General features: G+C 69.4%; 14 protein-coding genes. 3 read left to right on the plus strand and 11 right to left on the minus strand.

The annotated features are described in order from the left end of the window. Positions 1-41: 41 nt before the first annotated feature. From BBA86_RS09720 to gabT, 7 genes are read right to left on the minus strand one after another with little or no spacing between them, the layout of a single operon-like run. Positions 42-1,406 (minus strand): NAD-dependent succinate-semialdehyde dehydrogenase, encoded by a 1,365-nt coding sequence (locus BBA86_RS09720; protein ID WP_065571376.1) that lies wholly within the window; start codon positions 1,404-1,406, stop codon positions 42-44. Positions 1,407-1,444: 38 nt separating this feature from the next. Continuing rightward, positions 1,445-2,905 carry an NAD-dependent succinate-semialdehyde dehydrogenase gene (locus tag BBA86_RS09725; RefSeq protein ID WP_065571377.1) on the minus strand — a complete coding sequence of 487 codons (1,461 nt, stop codon included), beginning with the start codon at positions 2,903-2,905 and terminating at the stop codon, positions 1,445-1,447. Then, positions 2,902-4,467, minus strand: coding sequence for an APC family permease (locus tag BBA86_RS09730; RefSeq protein ID WP_065571378.1), 1,566 nt, complete (start codon positions 4,465-4,467; stop codon positions 2,902-2,904). The genes BBA86_RS09725 and BBA86_RS09730 overlap by 4 nt, the downstream gene beginning before the upstream one ends. A 17-nt stretch (positions 4,468-4,484) precedes the next feature. Next, positions 4,485-5,369 carry a universal stress protein gene (locus tag BBA86_RS09735; RefSeq protein ID WP_065571379.1) on the minus strand — a complete coding sequence of 295 codons (885 nt, stop codon included), beginning with the start codon at positions 5,367-5,369 and terminating at the stop codon, positions 4,485-4,487. Further along, positions 5,366-6,724, minus strand: coding sequence for a flavin monoamine oxidase family protein (locus BBA86_RS09740; protein ID WP_065571380.1), 1,359 nt, complete (start codon positions 6,722-6,724; stop codon positions 5,366-5,368). The genes BBA86_RS09735 and BBA86_RS09740 overlap by 4 nt, the downstream gene beginning before the upstream one ends. Continuing rightward, positions 6,717-8,198, minus strand: coding sequence for an amino acid permease (locus BBA86_RS09745; RefSeq protein WP_065571381.1), 1,482 nt, complete (start codon positions 8,196-8,198; stop codon positions 6,717-6,719). The genes BBA86_RS09740 and BBA86_RS09745 overlap by 8 nt, the downstream gene beginning before the upstream one ends. Before the next feature lie 2 nt (positions 8,199-8,200). Continuing rightward, positions 8,201-9,559, minus strand: coding sequence for a 4-aminobutyrate--2-oxoglutarate transaminase (gene gabT / locus BBA86_RS09750; RefSeq protein WP_065571382.1), 1,359 nt, complete (start codon positions 9,557-9,559; stop codon positions 8,201-8,203). A 95-nt stretch (positions 9,560-9,654) separates the two neighbouring features. Between gabT and BBA86_RS09755 the strand changes: the two genes are divergently transcribed. Beyond that, the gene (locus tag BBA86_RS09755; protein ID WP_065571383.1) at positions 9,655-11,187 is read left to right on the plus strand and encodes a PucR family transcriptional regulator; all 1,533 of its coding nucleotides are present in this window, start codon (positions 9,655-9,657) and stop codon (positions 11,185-11,187) included. Positions 11,188-11,207: 20 nt separating this feature from the next. Here BBA86_RS09755 and BBA86_RS09760 read toward each other — a convergent pair whose 3' ends face one another. Genes BBA86_RS09760 through BBA86_RS09775 form a run of 4 tightly spaced genes read right to left on the minus strand, consistent with a single transcriptional unit; the run spans position 11,208 to position 15,322 of the window. Continuing rightward, positions 11,208-12,176: a glycoside hydrolase family 43 protein gene (locus BBA86_RS09760; RefSeq protein WP_065571384.1), complete on the minus strand. Its 969-nt coding sequence runs from the start codon at positions 12,174-12,176 to the stop codon at positions 11,208-11,210. Beyond that, positions 12,173-13,054, minus strand: a complete 882-nt coding sequence (locus BBA86_RS09765) for a carbohydrate ABC transporter permease (RefSeq protein WP_065571385.1) — start codon at positions 13,052-13,054, stop codon at positions 12,173-12,175. Before BBA86_RS09765 ends, BBA86_RS09760 begins: the two co-directional genes overlap by 4 nt. Then, positions 13,051-14,031, minus strand: coding sequence for a carbohydrate ABC transporter permease (locus BBA86_RS09770; RefSeq protein WP_065571386.1), 981 nt, complete (start codon positions 14,029-14,031; stop codon positions 13,051-13,053). Before BBA86_RS09770 ends, BBA86_RS09765 begins: the two co-directional genes overlap by 4 nt. After that, entirely contained in the window at positions 14,021-15,322 is a 1,302-nt protein-coding gene (locus BBA86_RS09775; RefSeq protein ID WP_065571387.1) for an ABC transporter substrate-binding protein, read from the minus strand. The genes BBA86_RS09770 and BBA86_RS09775 overlap by 11 nt, the downstream gene beginning before the upstream one ends. A gap of 216 nt (positions 15,323-15,538) precedes the next feature. Between BBA86_RS09775 and BBA86_RS09780 the strand changes: the two genes are divergently transcribed. Further along, entirely contained in the window at positions 15,539-16,510 is a 972-nt protein-coding gene (locus BBA86_RS09780; protein WP_065572255.1) for a LacI family DNA-binding transcriptional regulator, read from the plus strand. A 58-nt stretch (positions 16,511-16,568) separates the two neighbouring features. After that, positions 16,569-18,368 carry a glycoside hydrolase family 2 protein gene (locus tag BBA86_RS09785; protein ID WP_065572256.1) on the plus strand — a complete coding sequence of 600 codons (1,800 nt, stop codon included), beginning with the start codon at positions 16,569-16,571 and terminating at the stop codon, positions 18,366-18,368. Positions 18,369-18,550: the final 182 nt, after the last annotated feature.

The following is an 18,550-nucleotide window of genomic DNA, read 5'->3' on the forward strand; positions in this document are numbered from 1 at the left end:
GAGGGGCGACATCCGATCGGATGCCGCCCCTCACCGTTCGTTCATCCGATGCGGACGAGCTTCTTGTTGACGAACTCCTCGGCGGCCAGGAGGCCCAGCTCACGACCCGTGCCGCTGCGCTTGATGCCGCCGAAGGGCAGGCCCGGCTCGTCGGCGAGGACGAGGTTCACGTAGACCATGCCCGCCTCGATGCGGTCCGCGACGCGGGTCGCCTGATCGGGGTCGGTCGTGTACACGTACGAGCCGAGACCGAACGGGGTGTCGTTGGCGACGCGGATCGCCTCGTCTTCATCGGCGACGCGGTACACGACACCGGCGGGGCCGAACAGCTCCTCGCGGTACACGTCCATGTCGGGAGTGACACCCGTGAGGACGGTCGGCGTGAAGAACGCCCCGTCGCGCGTGCCGCCGGTGACGATCGTCGCGCCCTGGGCCGCGGCATCCTGGATCTGCTTCTCGAGGCGCTCGGCCGCGGCGACCGACGACAGCGGGCCGAGGACGGTGTCGGTGCTCCACGGGTCGCCCACCGACGCCGCCGACATCTTGGCCGTGAACGCCTCGAGGAACGCGTCGTACAGGTCGTCGACGACGATGAAGCGCTTCGCGCCGTTGCAGGACTGGCCGGTGTTGTCCAAGCGCGCGTCGACGGCGGCCTGCGCGACCGCGTCGATGTCGTCGGTCGCGAGAACGATGAACGGGTCCGAGCCGCCGAGCTCGAGCGCGACCTTCTTGAGGTTCCGTCCGGCGACTTCGGCGACGGCGGCGCCGGCGCGCTCCGAACCCGTCACCGAGGCACCGTGCACGCGCACGTCGGCGATCACGTCGGCGGCCTGCTCGTTCGTGAGGTACACGTTCGTGTAGACCCCCGCCGGGAAGCCCGCGTCGCGGTAGATCGCCTCGATCGCGGCCGCCGACTCGGGGCACTGCGGCGCGTGCTTGAGCAGGATGGTGTTCCCGACCGCGACGTTGGGGGCGGCGAAGCGAGCCACCTGGTAGTACGGGAAGTTCCACGGCATGACGCCCAGCAGCACACCGAGGGGCGCTTTGCGGATGACGGCGGTCCCCTCTCCCTCGATCGGGATCTGTGCGTCCGCGGTGATCTCGTCGATGTGGTCGGCGTAGTACTCCGTGATGTCGGCGGCGAAGTCGACCTCGCCGAGGGCGCCGTCGATCTGCTTGCCCATCTCGCGGACGATGATCTTCGCCAGGTCCTCGCGCCGCTCGCGGTGCAACTGCGCCACGCGGCGAAGCAGGTCGGCACGCTCGGCGGGAGTCGACGTCCGCCCCCACCCCCGGGCCGCGTCGTCGGCGGCCCCGAGGGCGCGCTCCACCTCGTCGGCGGTGGCCGTCGGGTATGTCGCGTGGGTCTGGCCGGTGGCGGGGTCGATGACGGCGTAGTCGCTCATGGTGCTCCTCTGTACTTCCGTTCGGTCAGGGGTTCCGGTCAGGCCGGGATCAGGGTGTACTTCACGTTCAGGTACTCGTGGATGCCTTCGAGGCCGCCCTCGCGGCCGATGCCCGATTGCTTCACGCCGCCGAAGGGCGCTGCCGCGTTCGAGACGACACCGACGTTGAGCCCCATCATCCCCGTCTCGAGACGGTCGATCATGCGGTGCCCGCGCGCGAGGTCCTGCGTGAAGACGTAGGAGACGAGGCCGTACTCGGTGTCGTTCGCGAGACGCACGGCCTCGTCCTCATCCGAGAACGTGCTGATGGCGAGCACCGGGCCGAAGATCTCCTCGCGGAGGATCGCACTCCCGGGAACGACGCCCTCGACGACGGTCGGCTCGTAGAACGTGCCGGGTCCTTCCAGGGCGTTGCCGCCCACGACGACGCGGGCTCCCCGCTCGACGGCGTCACCGACGAGGTCCTTCGCCTTCGACACCGCCCGGTCGTCGATGAGGGGACCGATCTGCACACCGTCCTCCGTACCGCGCCCCACCGTCATCTCGCGGACCCGGTCGGCGACGCGGCGCGAGAACTCGGCAGCCACGGACTCGTGGACGATGAACCGGTTCGCCGCCGTGCAGGCCTGACCGATGTTTCGGAACTTCGCGAGCATGGCGCCGTCCACCGCCTTGTCGAGGTCGGCGTCGTCGAACACGACGAACGGCGCGTTGCCGCCGAGCTCCATCGACACGCGGAGGACGCCCTCGGCGGCCTGCGCGATGAGCTTCTGCCCGACCGGCGTCGATCCGGTGAACGAGAGCTTCCGCAGGCGCGGGTCGGCGATGATCGGGCCGGAGACCGCGCCGGAGGACGCCGTGGTGATGACGTTGACGACACCGGCCGGAACGCCCGCTTCGGCGAGCAGCTCGACGAAGAACAGGGTCGTCAGCGGAGTGAGCTCGGCCGGCTTGACCACGACGGTGCAGCCGGCGGCGAGCGCGGGGGCGATCTTGCGGGTCGCCATCGCGAGCGGGAAGTTCCACGGAGTGATGAAGAACGACGGTCCGACGGGGCGCTGCGAGACGACGATGCGCCCCGTCCCCTCGGGGTTCATACCGTACCGACCCGAGATGCGGACCGCCTCTTCGCTGAACCAGCGGAGGAACTCGCCGCCGTAGGCGACCTCGCCGCGCGACTCGGCGAGGGGCTTGCCCATCTCGAGCGTCATGAGCAGCGCGAGGTCCTCCTTGCGCTGCTGCACCAGGTCGAAGGCCCGGCGGAGTATCTCGCTCCGCTCGCGGGGGGCGGTCGCCGCCCACGCCTCCTGCGCGGCGACGGCGGCGTCGAGGGCGCGGATGCCGTCGGCCGGGGAGGCGTCCGCGATGCTGCGGATGACCTCGCCCGTCGACGGGTCGACCACGTCGAGGGTCTTCGCCCCCTCGGCATCCACCCACTCACCCCCGATGAAGAGCTGGTTCGGGATGCGGGACAGGAGGTCGGACTCGCGGGAGGTCATCGGTGGTTCTCGCTTTCTGCGCGCAGCTTTCGCGCGCTGGGGGGTGCGTCGAGGGACAGGGTCTGACCGCGGAAGAACGCGGGAGCGACGATACGCATCACGATCATCAGCACGATGCCGAGCACGATGATGCCGAGACCGAGGAAGAACACGATGCCGATGCCGAAGATGTCTTTGCCGCTCTCGGAGTACTCCGGGGCGGCCGAATCGATGAGCGTGGTCACGAACAGCACGGCCAGGATGATGCCGCCGACCAGCGGGAACAGGAAGGTGAAGAACACGTTCCGCACCGAGTCGAACCATTGGTGGCGGAAGTACCAGACGCACGCGAACGCCGTGATGCCGTAGTAGAAGCAGATCATGAGGCCCAGGGTGAGGATCGTGTCCCAGAGCGCGTTCTCACTCACCGCACGCATCACCGCGTAGAAGACCGCGGCCACGACCGCCGACACGACCGTCGCGAAGCCGGGGGTGAAGAATCGCGGGCTCACCCGGGCGAACTGCTTCGGGAGGGCGCCGTAGTGCCCCATCGCGAGGAGCGTGCGGGCGGGGCTCACGAAGGTCGACTGCAGCGACGACGCCGAGCTCGTCAGGACGGCAAGCGACACGAGGAACGCCAGCGGACCCAGGATCGGACCGGACAGGAAGAAGAACACGTTGTCCTGGATGTCGGCGTTGCCGAGCCCCAGCTCCCCGTCACCGGTGCCGGAGTACATGAGCATCGCGACGGCCAGCAGCAGATAGATGGTCACGATCGTGACGACGGTGATCGTCGCCGATCGCCCCGGGGTTCGCTCCGGGTCCTTCGTCTCCTCGTTCATCGTGAGGGTGACGTCCCAGCCCCAGAAGATGAAGATCGACAGCGACAGGCCTGCAGCGAGCGCGCTGAACGACGACACCGCGAACGGATTGAACCATTCCAGGTCGAACGGTTGGAAGTCGAAGCCGCCCCCGCTCACCGCCGCCGAGATGGCGGCGACGGCGAAGAACACCAGCACGATGACCTGGAAGCCGACGAGCACGTACTGCAGCTTCTGCGTCGTCTGCATGTCGCGGTACGAGATGAAGGTCGCCCCAGCGATGAACAGCAGGCAGACCACGATGTTGAGCTCGGGGATGCCGGCGAGATCGGCGATCGAGGGATCGCCCGTGATCTGCGACACGAGGAGGAAGAGGAAGTCGACCGCGACCCCGGCGAGGTTCGAGAGGACGAGCACCGTCGCGACGATGAGCCCCCATCCCGCCATCCACCCGATCCAGGGGCCGAAGGCGCGCGTCGCCCACGTGAACGACGTCCCGGCGTCCGGCATCCGATTGTTCAGCTCTCGATACCCGAAGGCCACCAGCAGCATCGGGATGAACCCCACGAGGATGACGGCGGGGATCTGGGCACCGACCGCCGATGCGGTCGGGCCGATCGCCGCCGTGAACGTGTACGCGGGCGCGATGCAGGAGATGCCGATGACGACGGCACCGATGAGGCCGATCGTCCCGGCACTGAGGCCCTTCTTCGAGAGGCCGCCGTCGGCGACGGGGGCTTTCTCGGCTGCGTGCTGGCTCATCGTCGAGCTCCTTCGGGTCAGCGGGACGAGTCGGTGGTGCGGGTACGGGGGACGACGACCATCGGCACCGGGATCTCGCTCAGCAGCTTCGCAGCGACGGAGCCGAGGAAGAGGCGCCGCGGCTGGGCGAGGCGGCTCGACCCGACGAGGATCAGCTCGCCCGGCAGCCAATCGAGGTGCGCCACGGCATCCTCGATGCTGTCGCCCTTCGCGGTCACGATGTCTGCGCGAACCCCCTCCGGGATCGCGGCGAGCACGTCGGCGAGCACCTTCTCGGCGTGCGCCGCGCCGGCGAGGCGGATGACGCCGGTGTCGACGGATGCCGGGAGGTCGACCGTCACGAGCGAGACGAGTCGCAACGAGGCACCGGTCGCCGACGCGAGGGCGACGGCCTCCTCGAGGAGGACGTCCGCTCCGGCGCGGGTGCCGACGGCGACGGTGAGTCGCGGGACACCGGCATCCGTCACCCGCTTGCGGGCACCGCGCGGGACGAGGACGACCGGCACGTCGGAGGAGTGGAGCAGCTGGCTCGTGGTGGAACCGAGCCGGTGCCGCCCACGGGCGCCGCCGTCGGCCGCACCGACGACGAGATGCGTCGCGCCGAACTCGTCGGCGGCCTCGACGAGCCCCTCGGCGAACGACTCGGCGTAGCGCGCGTGCTCACGGTGCACGACGCCCGTCTGCACCGATGCGGCGGCCTCGGCGAGCCAGGACTCCGCCTGGCCGAGCAGGTACCGGTCGTACGAGGCGTCCGGCGGGGTGATGACGCTCCGGCCCTCGCCGGGCAGGACGAGGACGATGTCGAGTTCGGATCCGGATGCCGCCGCGATCCCGCCCGCGACGGCCACCGCGTCGCGGCCCGCCTTCGTCGCGGTGTACCCGACGACGATGCGGCTCGTCATGCCCGGCCGTCCTCGAGGATGTTCCGCGCGGCGAGGCGACCCATCCGGATCGCGCCGTCGACGTGCTGGTAGCCGGCGCCGGCGATGTCGCTGCACGCGAACTGGATCGGACCGACCGGGGTGCGGACATCGGCGCCGTAGCGGTGGAGTCCGCCGAGGTCGAAGCTCGCGGCGTACGCGCCGCGCGTCCACTCCTCGGTGCCCCAGTCGCTCTCGTAGTAGACGACGGGGTCCTTCGCCTCGGGACCGTAGTAGTGCGCCAGCGATTCGAGGATGCGCTCCCTGCGCTCCTCGGCGCTGAGGCGGAACATGTCGTCCGCGTTGCGATCCGAGACGAAGCCGACGAGCGTCCCGCGCGGATCGTCGTGGTTCGTGTTGTCGTAGGCTTCGTGGCAGATCTCGTACGGGCTGAAGGCGGTGCCCGAGAGCCCCTTCTCACGCCAGAACGGCGTCTCGTAGACGGCGTGCACCTTGATCACGAAGCCCATCGAGATGTGCTGGTGCATCTGGTGCTGCAGGCGCGGCATCGGCGGGACGAACGAGATGCGGTTGTAGAGCACGGGTGCGACGGCGAGGACCGCGCTCCGGGCGCGGACCGTCAGCCCGTCGGCGTGCGCCGTGACCCCGGCATCCGACCACTCGACGGTACGGACGGGACGGTTCAGGAAGACGTCGTCGCCGAGGCGTTCGGCGAGGAGGACCGGAACCTGCTGGAGTCCGCCGACGACGCGCTTGTCGAGGATGAAGTCCGCGTCGACGAGGTGCGAATAGCTGCCCGCGCTCGCGGCCATGAGGAGCGACTGCAGCAGCGAGAACGCGTGGGTGGGCTTCGTGAGCATGGCGGATCCGGTCGCGAACGCCAGGTTGCGGACCGCCTCGTCGTCGTCGGTCTGCTGGCGCAGCCACGCGTCCCACGTGATCGTGTCCCACTCGGCGGCCTTGGGATGCGCGAAGGGACGGTCGGGGTCGATCTCGGCGACCATCGCGTCAAGGCGTCGGGTGATCTCGTCGATCGTCCGCTCGGTCTCGGGGCTCACCGGGAACATCTCCCCCGTGAAGCGCGAGACGGTGCCGTCCGGGCCGACGTAGACGCTGTCGCCTTCCCGGTAGCGGCTGAAGGTGTCGAGGCCCAGCTCGGCCACCGTGTCGATGAGCGCGTCCTGGTCGGGTGAGACCCACTGGCCGCCGAGCTCGAGCATCGCGCCCTCGACGACGTCGGTCCACAGTCGCCCGCCGACGCGCTCGCGCGCCTCGAGGACGGCGACCGACAGACCGGCCTTGCGCAGTTCGTTCGCGGCGGTGAGGCCGGCGGCGCCGGCGCCCACGATCACGACGTCTCGGGTGATCTCAGTCATTCACGACTCCTTCGTTGGAGGGGATGCGCTCGTTCGACGCGTGGTCGGGACGGCGACGGAGGTTGCGCCGCACGAGCGGCCAGAACACGAGCAGCACAGCCGTGGCGATGAGACTCGTCCACACCTGCGACCGGCCGGACTCGGACGTCAGCATGACGGCCACGACGGCGGCGATGGCCGCGATGAGGAGGATGTTGAGCCACGGGTGCAGCCATACCTTGAGCTTCAGCTTCGCGACCTCGTCGGGGGTCATCTTCTGCCGCAGACGCATCTGCGTGAGAGCGATGAAGACGTAGACGAACAGGGCCACGAGACCGGCCGAGTTCATGATGAAGTCGAAGATTCCCGAACTGGGTGCGACGAAGTTGACGAGCGTCGCGATCAGTCCGCCGATGGTGGAGGCGAGCAGCGCGATGACGGGGACGCCCGTTCGCGAGCGGGTCGCGACGACCTTCGGGGCGAACCCCTTGTCGGCGAGGGCGGCGAACATACGCGACGCCGAGTAGAGCCCCGAGTTGAGCACCGAGATGACAGCCGTGAAGATGACGAGCTGCATGATGACGTCGGCTCCGGGGATGCCGAACTTCGCCAGCGCGATCGTGAACGGCGCATTCGCGACGTCGGTCGGCACGGGGAGCTCGTCCCACGGGACGACGGTCACGATGACGAGGACCGAGCCGACGAAGAAGAGCAGGATGCGCCAGATGATCGTGCTCGTGGCCTGCCGGATGCCCTTGGCGGGATCGACCGATTCGGCCGAGGCCATGACGGCGATCTCCGTGCCGAAGTACGAGAAGATCACGAGCGCGACGCCCGTGAAGGCCACGCCGATGCCGTTGGGGGCGAAGCCGCCGTGCTCCCACAGGTTGGGGACGGCGACCGTCGCGTTCGGCCAGAGCCCCAGGGCGAACAGGATGCCGGCGCCCAGGAACACGACGATGGCGAGCACTTTGATGCTCGCGAGCCAGAACTCCACCTCGCCGAAGGTCCGCACCGAGATGACGTTCGTCCCCACGAAGATCGCGATGAGAATGAGCGACCACGCCCAGGACGGCAGGGCGGGGATCCAGGTGTTCATCGTCTCGCCGCCGAGCACCGCCTCGTAGGCGAGGACGCCGACCCAGAAGTACCAGTACAGCCAGCCCACGAGGTAGGCGGCCCAATCGCCGAGACCGACTCGGGCGTACTCCATGAACGAGCCGATGGCGGGGCGGGATGCCGCCATCTCGCCCAGCATCCGCATGGCGAAGAAGACGAGCAGGCCGCCGATCAGGTACGAGACGATCGCGGCGGGTCCGACCTCGCGGATCACGTTGCCGGATCCGACGAACAGACTGGCCCCGATGATCCCGCCGAGGGTGATCATCGTGACGTGTCGCGAGCGCAGCTTGTTCGAGCGTGCCTTCGTGACGGCGCCGAGCCCCGCCGACGTCTCGGGCGAGACGGGGTTCGACCAGTCGTTCGAGCCCGCCACGTTCAGGCCTTCCCGAGCGCCTCAGCGACGACGTCGAGGCCCTCCGCCAGGAGCTCGTCCGAGATCGACAGCGGAGGCAGGAACCGGATGACGTTGCCGTACGTTCCGCAGGTCAGGACGATGACGCCCGCCGCGATGCACGCCTTGGCGATCGCTCCGGTGAGCGCCGCATCGGGGGTGCCCGTGGTCGGGTCGACGAACTCCGCGGCGATCATGGCGCCGAGTCCCCGGACCTCGCCGATGCGGGGGTCGGATGCCGCGAGTTCGCGCAGCCGCGCCGTCAGGATCTTCTCGATCTCCTGCGCCCGCTCGATGAGGCCGTCGTTCTCGAACGCGTCCATCGCGGCAAGAGCGGCGGCGCAGGCGACGGGGTTGCCGCCGTAGGTGCCGCCGAGGCCACCGGTGTGCGTCGCGTCCATGATGTCGGCGCGTCCGGTGACCGCGGCCAAGGGCATTCCCCCAGCGATGCCCTTGGCCGTGGTGATCAGGTCCGGCACGATGCCGAAGTGCTCGCTCGCGAACATGGCGCCGGTCCGGGCGAAACCGGACTGCACCTCGTCGGCGATGAAGACGACGCCGTTCTCGCGACACCAGTCGACGACGGCGGAGAGGAATCCGTCGGCGGGGACGACGAAGCCGCCCTCACCCTGGATGGGTTCGATGATGACGGCGGCCAGGTTGTCGGCACCGACCTGCTTCTCGATCATCGAGATCGCGCGGGCCGCGGCATCCGCACCCGACAGCCCGTCGCGCAGCGGGTAGGAACCCGGCACGCGGTAGATCTCGGAGGCGAACGGACCGAAGCCGCTCTTGTACGGCATCGACTTGGCGGTCAGTGCCATCGTGAGGTTCGTGCGGCCGTGATAGGCGTGGTCGAAGGCGACGACGGCCTGCTTGCCGGTGAACTTGCGGGCGATCTTGACGGCGTTCTCGACGGCCTCGGCGCCGGAGTTGAACAGCGCGCTCTTCTTGGCGTGGTCGCCGGGAGTCAGCCGGTTGAGGGTCTCTGCGACCTCGACGTACGACTCGTAGGGCGAGATCATGAAGCAGGTGTGGGTGAGCTGGGCTGCCTGCGCCGCGATCGCCTCGACGACTTTCGGGTGGGCGTTGCCGACGGTGGTGACGGCGATGCCCGACCCCAGGTCGATGAGCGAGTTGCCGTCCGCGTCGAGCACGACGCCTCCGCCGGCGGCGACGGCCGCGATCGGAACGGTGTGCCCCACGCCCGCGGCGACGGCATCGGCCTTGCGCGCGAGGAGCTCCTGCGAGCGCGGGCCGGGGATCGCGGTCTCGAGGCGGCGTTCCTGCGGAAGGGAGGGTCCACCGAGGGGCGTGCTGACGGAGGCGATCGAGGTGCTCATGCGGCGAGCGTAGAGGTGTCCGCGCGTGCGGTCACTCTCCGCTGCGTCTATTCTCGGCACCAGACTATACACGCCGTACAAACAGGAGGTTGCGCATGGTCGCTCGGGACGCCGACCCCACGCTGCGCGCCCTCCTCACCCGCCGGGAACTCCGCCTGCGTCTGGCGGGCGCGGAGGACGACCTGCCCCCCGGTGCCCTCGACCGGGCGACGCGATGGGTGCACAGCTCCGACCTCGACGACCCGACCCCGTTCCTCGCCGACGACCTCGTGCTCCTCACGACCGGCACGCAGTTCCCCACCGGCATCCGCTACCCCTTCGACACCTACGTGCGGCGACTCGTCGACCGCGGCGTAGCCGCACTGGGGTTCGGGACGGAAGTGGCGCGCGACGGCATCCCGCCGGGACTGGCCTCCGCATGCCGCCGCGCGAACCTGCCGCTGTTCGAGGTGCCGTACGACACGCCCTTCATCGCCGTCGCGCGCGCCAATGCCGAGGCGGTCGCCGCCCAGGCGTACGCGCGGCGCAGCTGGGCACTGTCGGCGCAGCGTGCGATCGCGCTCGCGGCGCTGCGGCCCGACGGGCTCGACGCGACCATCGCCGAACTCGCACGTCAGCTCGACACATGGGTGGGGATGTACGACGCCGCCGGCGAGCTCGTGCGCGAACATCCTGCGAGCACGCTCACTCCCGAGGCGGCGGCGGTGCTGCGGGTCGAGGTCGACGCGGTCCTGCGGCGCGGCGCCCGGGCGGGCTCGTCGCTGCGCTCCGACACCGACGCGTTCACCCTGCAGACCCTCGGGCGGGGCGGGAGCCTCCGCGGCGTCCTCGCCATCGCCGCGAGCGAACTCGACCAGGCGGGACGCGACGTCGTGACCGCCGTGATCGCGATGGCGGGACTCGCCCTCGAGCAGCACCAGCGCCTCTCCCGCGCCCGCACGGCGCTCCGCTCCGGAATGGTCCGCTCGCTCCTCACCGGCGACCCCGCCCTGGCTCGGCAGATCTCGCGCGACGTCTGGGGGCCGTTGCCGTCCGCGCCGATCGTCGTGGCGGTGACGGATGCCGGGGGCCCCCGCACACACGCCCTCATCGACGTCCTCGAACTCCGCGCCGACGAGCGGCACGGCGCGCTGCTGTACGGCACCCTCGACGACGACGTCGTGATCGTGGTCCCCGCCTCCGCCGCAGCGACGCTCGAGGAGATCCCGGCGCGCTTCGCGGTCCGAGTCGGGGTGTCGGAACCGGCGGGATACGCCGACGTGGCCCGCGCCCTCGATCAGGCACGCGCCGCGCGGGGCCGCGCCGCGGCCCCCGGACTGTCGCACTTCGCGCAGGTGCAGACCCGCGGCATCCTCTCGGCGCTGTCGGCGGGCGACGCCGCCACCGTCGCCGCCGGGTACCTCGCGCCGTTGCGTGCGCACGACCGCGACACCGGCGGCCGGCTCGAGGAGACGCTGCGCGCCTGGCTCGAGTCCGACGGCTCGAACGAGCGCGCGGCGACGGCCCTCGGGGTTCATCGCCACACTGTGCGCACACGGCTCGCCGCGGCCGAGAAGGCGCTCGGCACGGATCTCGGCTCGTTCGCCGCGCGGGCGGAGCTCTGGGCGGCGTTCCACCTCGAGGGGTGACACGGCCCCAACGCGCACCGTCAGCCCACGGTCACCGCCGCGCGGCCCTGCTCGAGGCTGATCGGGGCGGTGTGCAGCCCGCGATAGATGTACTGCTCGTCCCACCCGTGGAAGACGAGCACATCGCCGTCCGGGGTCGCCACCACGTCCTGACCGCCGGGACCGCGGAACGCACCGTCACTGCCCGACGTCGACAGGATGGGGTCGCTCTGCTTCGCGTACGGGCCGGTCAGCGTGTCGGACCACGCCGCACCCACGGCGTAGGAATCCCCGCCGTAGTCGTTCGCGGAATAGAGGAGCGCGTAGCCGCCGTCCCGTGCGACGAGCGTCGGCGCCTCGACGAGCTTGTCCTCCCACGGCTGGTCCTGGGTGAGCAGCGTCACGGCGTCGCCGGTGAGAGACAGCCCGTCCTCGGACAGCGGCGCCATCCTCAGATGCGTGTCGAGGGCGCAGCAGTTGCCGTCGGTCTTCCACAGCAGGTAGCGCGTGCCGTCCTCGTCGTCGAACGTGGCTGCATCGATGGCGCCGCCCTCGTCGACGGGGCAGACGAGTGGTTCGTCGGATGCCGGAGCGAACGGTTCGTCGAGGGAAGCCGAGGTGGCCACCCCGATGCACTGCCGCCCGGACGCCGTGTGCTCCGCCGTCACGTACATGACGTATCCCTCGCCCAGCGGCGCGACCTCCGGCGCCCACGTGCGTCCGGTCGACGCCCAGGCGGGGAGGGTCGGGAGCGCGTCGCGCCTGTCGACCGTCCATGTCGCGAGATCAGGAGACGTCGCGACACGGATGTTCAGCCCGTGGCTCCCGGTCGCGAAGGCGACGTAGCCGTCATCCGTCGACACGACATCGGGGTCGGGGAAATCCTCGTCGAGCACGAACCCGGTTGCCGCTGCCGCGGACGGTTTAGACGGAGCGGACGCTGGGGCACCGCATCCGCTGATCAAGACGGCTCCGGCGAGCGCCATCGCAGCCGCGACGACCCGCCTCATCCCTTCACCGCCGCACCGGCCACGGAATCGACGATCTGCCGCTGAGCGAAGGCGAAGAGGATGAGCACGGGGATCGAGGCGATCGCGGCACCGGCCATGACGATGCCGAAGTGGGTGCGGAAGGCCCCCTGCAGCATGGCGAGTCCCGGCTGGAGCGTCATGTTCTCGGGCGAGAGCAGGACGTAGACGGGCCAGAGGAAGTCGTTCCAGTTGCCGAGGAACGACAGCACGGCCAGGGTCGCGAGGGCGGGTCGCGCGAGGGGGAGCGCGACCTGGAAGAAGATGCGGAAGTCCCCCGCGCCGTCGATGCGGGCCGCTTCCTCGATCTCGGGCGGAATGCCGAGGAAGAACTGGCGCAGGAAGAAGACTCCGAACGCGCTCGCCGCCCCCGGCACCGTGATCGCCAGGATCGAGTCGAGCCAGCCGAAGTTCTCGACCAGGAGGTAGTTCGGGATGAGGAAGACGACCGGCGGCACGAGGAGCGTCGCGATGATGAGCCCGAACACGATGTTGCGGCCGGCGAACTCGAGCCGGGCGAGCGCATAGGCGGCCATCGACGCGGTGACGAGGATGAGGACCGTCTGCAGCGTGGCCGCCGCGAAGCTGTTCCACAGCCAGAGGAAGATCGGCTGCTGACCGCTCAGAAGCAGTGTCTGATAGGCCTCGAGCGAGGGCGGGTCCGGAAGCGCGTACGGGTTGCGGACGGCATCCGCGTCGGTCTTCACCGAGGTCAGCAGCATCCAGATGAGAGGGAAGATCACGACGAGGGCGAGGGCGCCGAGAACGGCATACGAGGTGAGGTCACCCGCCCGGCGCGGAGATCGGCGGCGCGCGGGGCGCGCGTACGTCGGGGCGGGACGGACGGCGGTGTCGGTCATGAGGCGGCTTTCTCGCTGCGCTCGCGCTGCAGGCGGAAGTTGACGACGCTGATGATCGCCAGGAACGCGAAGAGGACGTAGCTCATCGCCGAGGCCGGCGCCATGTTGTTCTGGGACAGGCCCTGGTCGGCGATGTACATGATCGCGGTGCGGGTCTCGTTGCCGGGACCGCCGTTCGTCAACAGGAACGACTGTCCGAACATGTTCGCCGAGGCCAGGATGGTCGTCGTCGTGATGAAGATCATCACGGGGCGCAGTCCGGGCAGCGTCACACTGAAGAACGTGCGGGCGGCTCCTGCGCCGTCGAGAGCTGCGGCCTCGTAGAGGTCGGTGTTGATGCCCTTGAGTCCGGCCAGGAAGATGACGGTGTTGAGCCCGGCCGTCCACCAGACGGTGACACCGACGAGCGAGACCCACACCCACGGCGTGTCGACCACCCACGGGGTGTCGCTCGGGAGACCGAACAGCCCCAGCAGATGGTTCAGGATGCCGGACTGCGTGTCGAAGACGTAGCTCCAGATCACACCGACGATCGCGACACCGAGCACGTAGGGCGCGAAGAACACGGTCCGGAAGAAGGTGGCTCCCCGGAGCTTGCGGTTCAGGAGGACGGCGATGAACAGCGGCACGACCACGAGGAACGGGACGCTCAGGACGACGAACAGCCCCGTCGCCCGCATCGAGTTCCAGAAGTCCGCCGAGGTGGTCGAGCCCGCAGTGAAGAGGTCGAGGTAGTTCTTCAGGCCGATGAAGTCCTGGCTGTCGCGGAACGGTGACCAGTTGGTGAGGCTGATCCACACGCCGAACACGGCCGGCACGATGACGAACGTGACGAACAGCGCCAGGAACGGTGCGAGGAACAGGTAGGCGATGAGGGTGCGGCGCCGACGAGCGGCCGGACGACGGCCACGACCGCCCGGCCGACCGACGATGCGGTCGGCCGGGACGGCCGTCGTGGCGGCGAGGTCAATCGCCATACTTCTGCTGGTTCTGTTCGATGATCGCGTCCGCCTTCGCCTTCGCGTCGTCGAGCGCGGCCTGCGGCGTCTTCTTGCCGGTCAGCGCCTCATTGATCGCGGTGGTGATGAGCGCGTTGGCCTCGTTGATGCCGGGCGACACCGTCTCGTAGTGGGCGTAGTCGAGCTGCTCCATGAAGGGCTCGAGGTTCGGGTACTTCTCGAGGATGGTCGGATCCTCGCGGACCGTATTGGCCGCGGGCAGCTCGCCCGTCTCGGCCCAGCCTGCGGAGTTGTCGTTCATCCACTTCACGAAGGTCGCGGCGGCCGACGTCTCGTCGGCGCTCTGCCCCTTGTTCGCGGGGAACACCCAGTGCGTCGAGCTCGACCAGACGGCCTTCTCGTCGCCGATCTGCGGCACGGGGGCGGCTGCCCAGTCGAGGTCGCCGAAGGCGGTGTTGGTCGTCTGCCACACGCCGTTCCAGTTGAAGGCCGTGTCCCCGGCGAGGAGCGCCTTGATGTTGCCGTCCTGCGCGACGTTCTTCGGGCTGTAGCCCTTGTCGACGAGGTCAGTCATCCAGGTGAGCGCTTCGACGCCCGCCTCCGAGTTGAAGGTCGCCTCGGTCACGTCGTCGTTGTACAGATCCCCGCCGAACTGCCAGAGGAGGCTCTGGAACTCGAACGTCCCCGTGAAGACGTAGCCGTCGACCCACTCGCCCTGAACGCCGGCTGCCTTCAGCTTCTCGAGCGCATCGAGGTAGCCCTGACGGTCCGTCGGCACCTCGGTGAGGTCGGCCTTCTTCATGACGTCCTTGTTCGCGAACAGTCCGAGCGGCGTGACGCTCCACGGCACGGCGTACTGCGCGTCGCGGAAGTCCCCCATCTCGAACACGTCGGGCGGGAAGTCGCCCTCGCTGTAGCCGAGCCCCTCGATGATCTCGTCTGCCGGCTGCAGAAGGTTCTGCGCGGCATAGGTCGCGAGATCGTCGCCGTGGAGGACGGCGACGTCGGGCCCCTTGCCCGCCTTCACGGCGAGCGGCATCTTCGAGTTGATGTCGGCCCACTCCTGCGGGACGTTCTTGACCGTGATGTTCTCGTGCTCGGCGTTGAACTTGTCGATCAGCTTCGGGACGATGGTCGGCGCGGCGCCGCCCGTCCAGCCGTGCCAGAAGGTGACTTCGACGGCGGGGCCGTCGTAGTCCTCACCCGACACCCCGCCCTCGCTGGAGTCCGATGCGCCGCAGGCGCTGAGTGAGACGGCGAGCGCCGCAGCGACGCCGAGACCGAGGCCCCGCGAAAGTCGCGTAGTCATGTGATTGCTCTCCTTTGAGTACTCCCCGCCCGGAAGCCCGAGCGCGCTGTGTGAGTGCCGTCGAACTTACAGCGCTAGAAATTTCATGTCAACGGGGTCGGCTGTCGCCTGCCCTGGTGAGCGGGTCTGGCGCTGTACTGTGGCCCGCGAGCCGTTGAAGGGAGCCTCATGCGAGGACCACGCCTGCAGGACGTCGCCGAGCGGGCGGGCGTGTCGATGAAGACCGTCTCCAACGTCGTCCGCGATTACCCCCACGTCTCCGCCGCCATGCGCGAGCGGGTGCAACGGGCGATCGACGAACTCGGCTACCGCCCCAACGTCGTGGCCCGGCGCCTGGCGACCGGCCGGACGGGGTTCGTCGCCGTCGCTTTCGCGGATGTCGCGATCCCCTACTTCGCCGAACTCGCGCACGTCGCCTCCCGCCGGGCCCAGGATTTCGACTACCGCGTCCTGCTCGAGGAGACCGACGACACCCTCGAGGGTGAGCGTGCGCTGATCGCGAGCTCTGAGGCCGGCCTCGTCGACGGCATGCTGTTCCAGCCGTCGAAGATGAGTGCGTCCGAGATCGCCCAGCACCGATCGCAGATCCCGATCGTGCTGCTCGGCGAGATCCCGGCGCCGCTCACGATGGACCACGTCATGATCGACAACGTGGCGGCGGCCCGTGAGATCACGACGCACCTGCTCGATTCCGGCCGACGTCGCATCGGCTTCGTCGGGCACGAGACGACCGCCCTGAGCGAGACATCCCGCCAGCGCATCATCGGCTATCAGGAAGCATTGGCTGCGGCGGGCTTCCGTGCAGATCCGCGGATGCTCGTCGCCACGGCATCCATCGATGCCGCCGATACGGCCTCGGCCGTCCGTCAGGCGCTGGACGAGGGGTGGGACGTCGACGCCGTCGTGTGCCGCGACGACCTCGCCGCGATGGGGACACTGCGCGCCCTGCACGAGCGCGGAATCCGGGTGCCCGAGGACGTGGCGGTCACCGGGTGGGACGACACGCGCCTGAGCGCGGTGACCTTTCCGAGCCTGACGAGCGTCAGTCCCGACGTCGACGCTCTGTTCACCCGCGCGATGGAGCTCCTTCTCGAGCGCGTCGCGGGCTACGACGGCGTCGGTCGCCATGAGATCGCGCCCCACCGCATCGCCATCCGGGAGAGCGCACCCTCGGTTCGGACCACCTGAACGCGTCGACCGATTTCCAGGTTTACAGCGCTGCATGGCATGAGGCATGCTGGACGCCATGATCGATGACGACCACGGCGCCGTGCGTGCCAGCACGCAGGACGGCACCTACCCGAGGCCGCAGCTCGTCCGGCCGGCCTGGGCCGATCTCACCGGCACGTGGGCCTTCGCCCACGACGACGCCGACGTGGGTCTCGCCTCGGGGTGGCCGGCATCCGGCGTCACTCAGGGCGACATCGTCGTCCCCTTCCCGCCCGAGTCGGCCGCGTCGGGCGTCGCGGACACCGGGATGCACCGCGTCGTCTGGTACTCCCGCGACGTGACGGATGCCGACCTGCGGGCCGCCGGTCACGAGTCGGGCCGACGGCTTCTGCTGCACTTCGGCGCCGTCGACTACCGCTGCGACGTCTGGGTCGACGGCTCCCTCGTCGGGTCGCACGAAGGAGGTCACACGCCGTTCGCCCTCGACATCACCCGCGCCGCGCGGGCCGGGTCCCGCCTGGTCGTGCGTGTCGAGGACGACCCTCTCGACATCGCGCAGCCGCGCGGCAAGCAGGACTGGCGCAAGGATCCGCACGTCATCTGGTACCACCGGACGACCGGCATCTGGCAGCCGGTGTGGCTCGAGAGCGTGCCGCCCATCCACGTCGCCGCGCTCCGGTGGACGACGGACCCCCGCGCCGGGATCGTCACGGCCGACCTCGAGCTGTCCGGTCGGCCGATGTCCGCGACGGATGCCGCGATCTCGCTGTCGTTCGACGGTCGGCAGCTCGCGGCGATCCGCACCGTCGTGACGGAGAACGAGGCGACCATCGTCCTGCCCATCGCCGAGCTCCGCAACGGCCAGTCGTACGAAGAGCTCCTGTGGTCCCCCGAGCACCCTCGTCTCATCGACGCCACGGTCACGGTGGGCGACGACACCGTCGCCTCGTACCTCGGCATCCGTACCGCCCACGTCGCCCGCGGACGCTTCTGGCTCAACGACCGCCCCTGCTACGTCCGCTCCGTCCTCAACCAGGGGTACTGGCCAGACACGCACCTCGCCGCCCCGTCGGCGACGGCGCTGCGCGACGAGGTCGAACTGATCCGCTCGATGGGCTTCAACGCGACGCGTGTGCACCAGAAGTTCGAGGATCCGCGGTTCCTGCTCGCGGCGGATCAGCTGGGCCTGCTCATCTGGGGCGAGGCGCCGGGCACGTACACGTTCACGCAGACCGCGATCGAACGGACGACGCGGGAATGGCTCGAGGTCGTCCGACGCGACGCATCCCACCCCTCGATCGTGACGTGGGTGCCGCTCAACGAGAGCTGGGGTGTGCAGCACATCGCGAGCGACGCACGCATGCAGCATTTCGCGCGCGCGCTCGTGTCGCTGACGAAGTCACTCGATCCGACGCGTCCCGTCGTGTCGAATGACGGCTGGGAACAGGTCGACACCGACATCGTCGCGATCCACGACTACGAATGGCGTCCCGACGTCGTGCGGGAGCGCTACCTGACGGATGCCGGCATCCGTCACCTCCTGGAGACGACAGGCCCGGCGGGTCGCGATCTCATCCTCAGCGGCGACGTCTCGGACGCGCCCGTGATGCTCACCGAGTTCGGTGGCATCTCGTTCGACACCGACGCGGCCGACGGCGCGTGGGGCTACTCATCCGCGACATCGCCGGACGACTTCGCGGAGCGCTTCGAGGGACTCATGGCCGCTGTCCACGCGAGCGGGGTGCTGGCCGGGTTCTGCTACACGCAGCTCGCCGACACTCTGCAGGAGACGAACGGCCTGGTGACCGCCGACCGCACGCCGAAGATCCCGGTCGACCGCATCCGCGCCGCCATCACCGGGGGTGTCGACGGCTGAATCTCGCGGTTCTCGGGCGCGGGCAGGCCGGCGTGGCGCGAGCGTCAGCGGATGCAATAGATCCGGCGCGACACGCCGGACGATCAGTCCGGAGTACGGCGCGTCGCCCGCGAACCATTGCATCCGCGAACGCCGCGCCGCGGCATCCGCCCTGCCGGAGCAGGACCTGCCGAGCGGATGCC

It is taken from the genome of Microbacterium oleivorans (genome assembly GCF_001691565.1).
GTDB lineage: Bacteria > Actinomycetota > Actinomycetes > Actinomycetales > Microbacteriaceae > Microbacterium > Microbacterium oleivorans_B.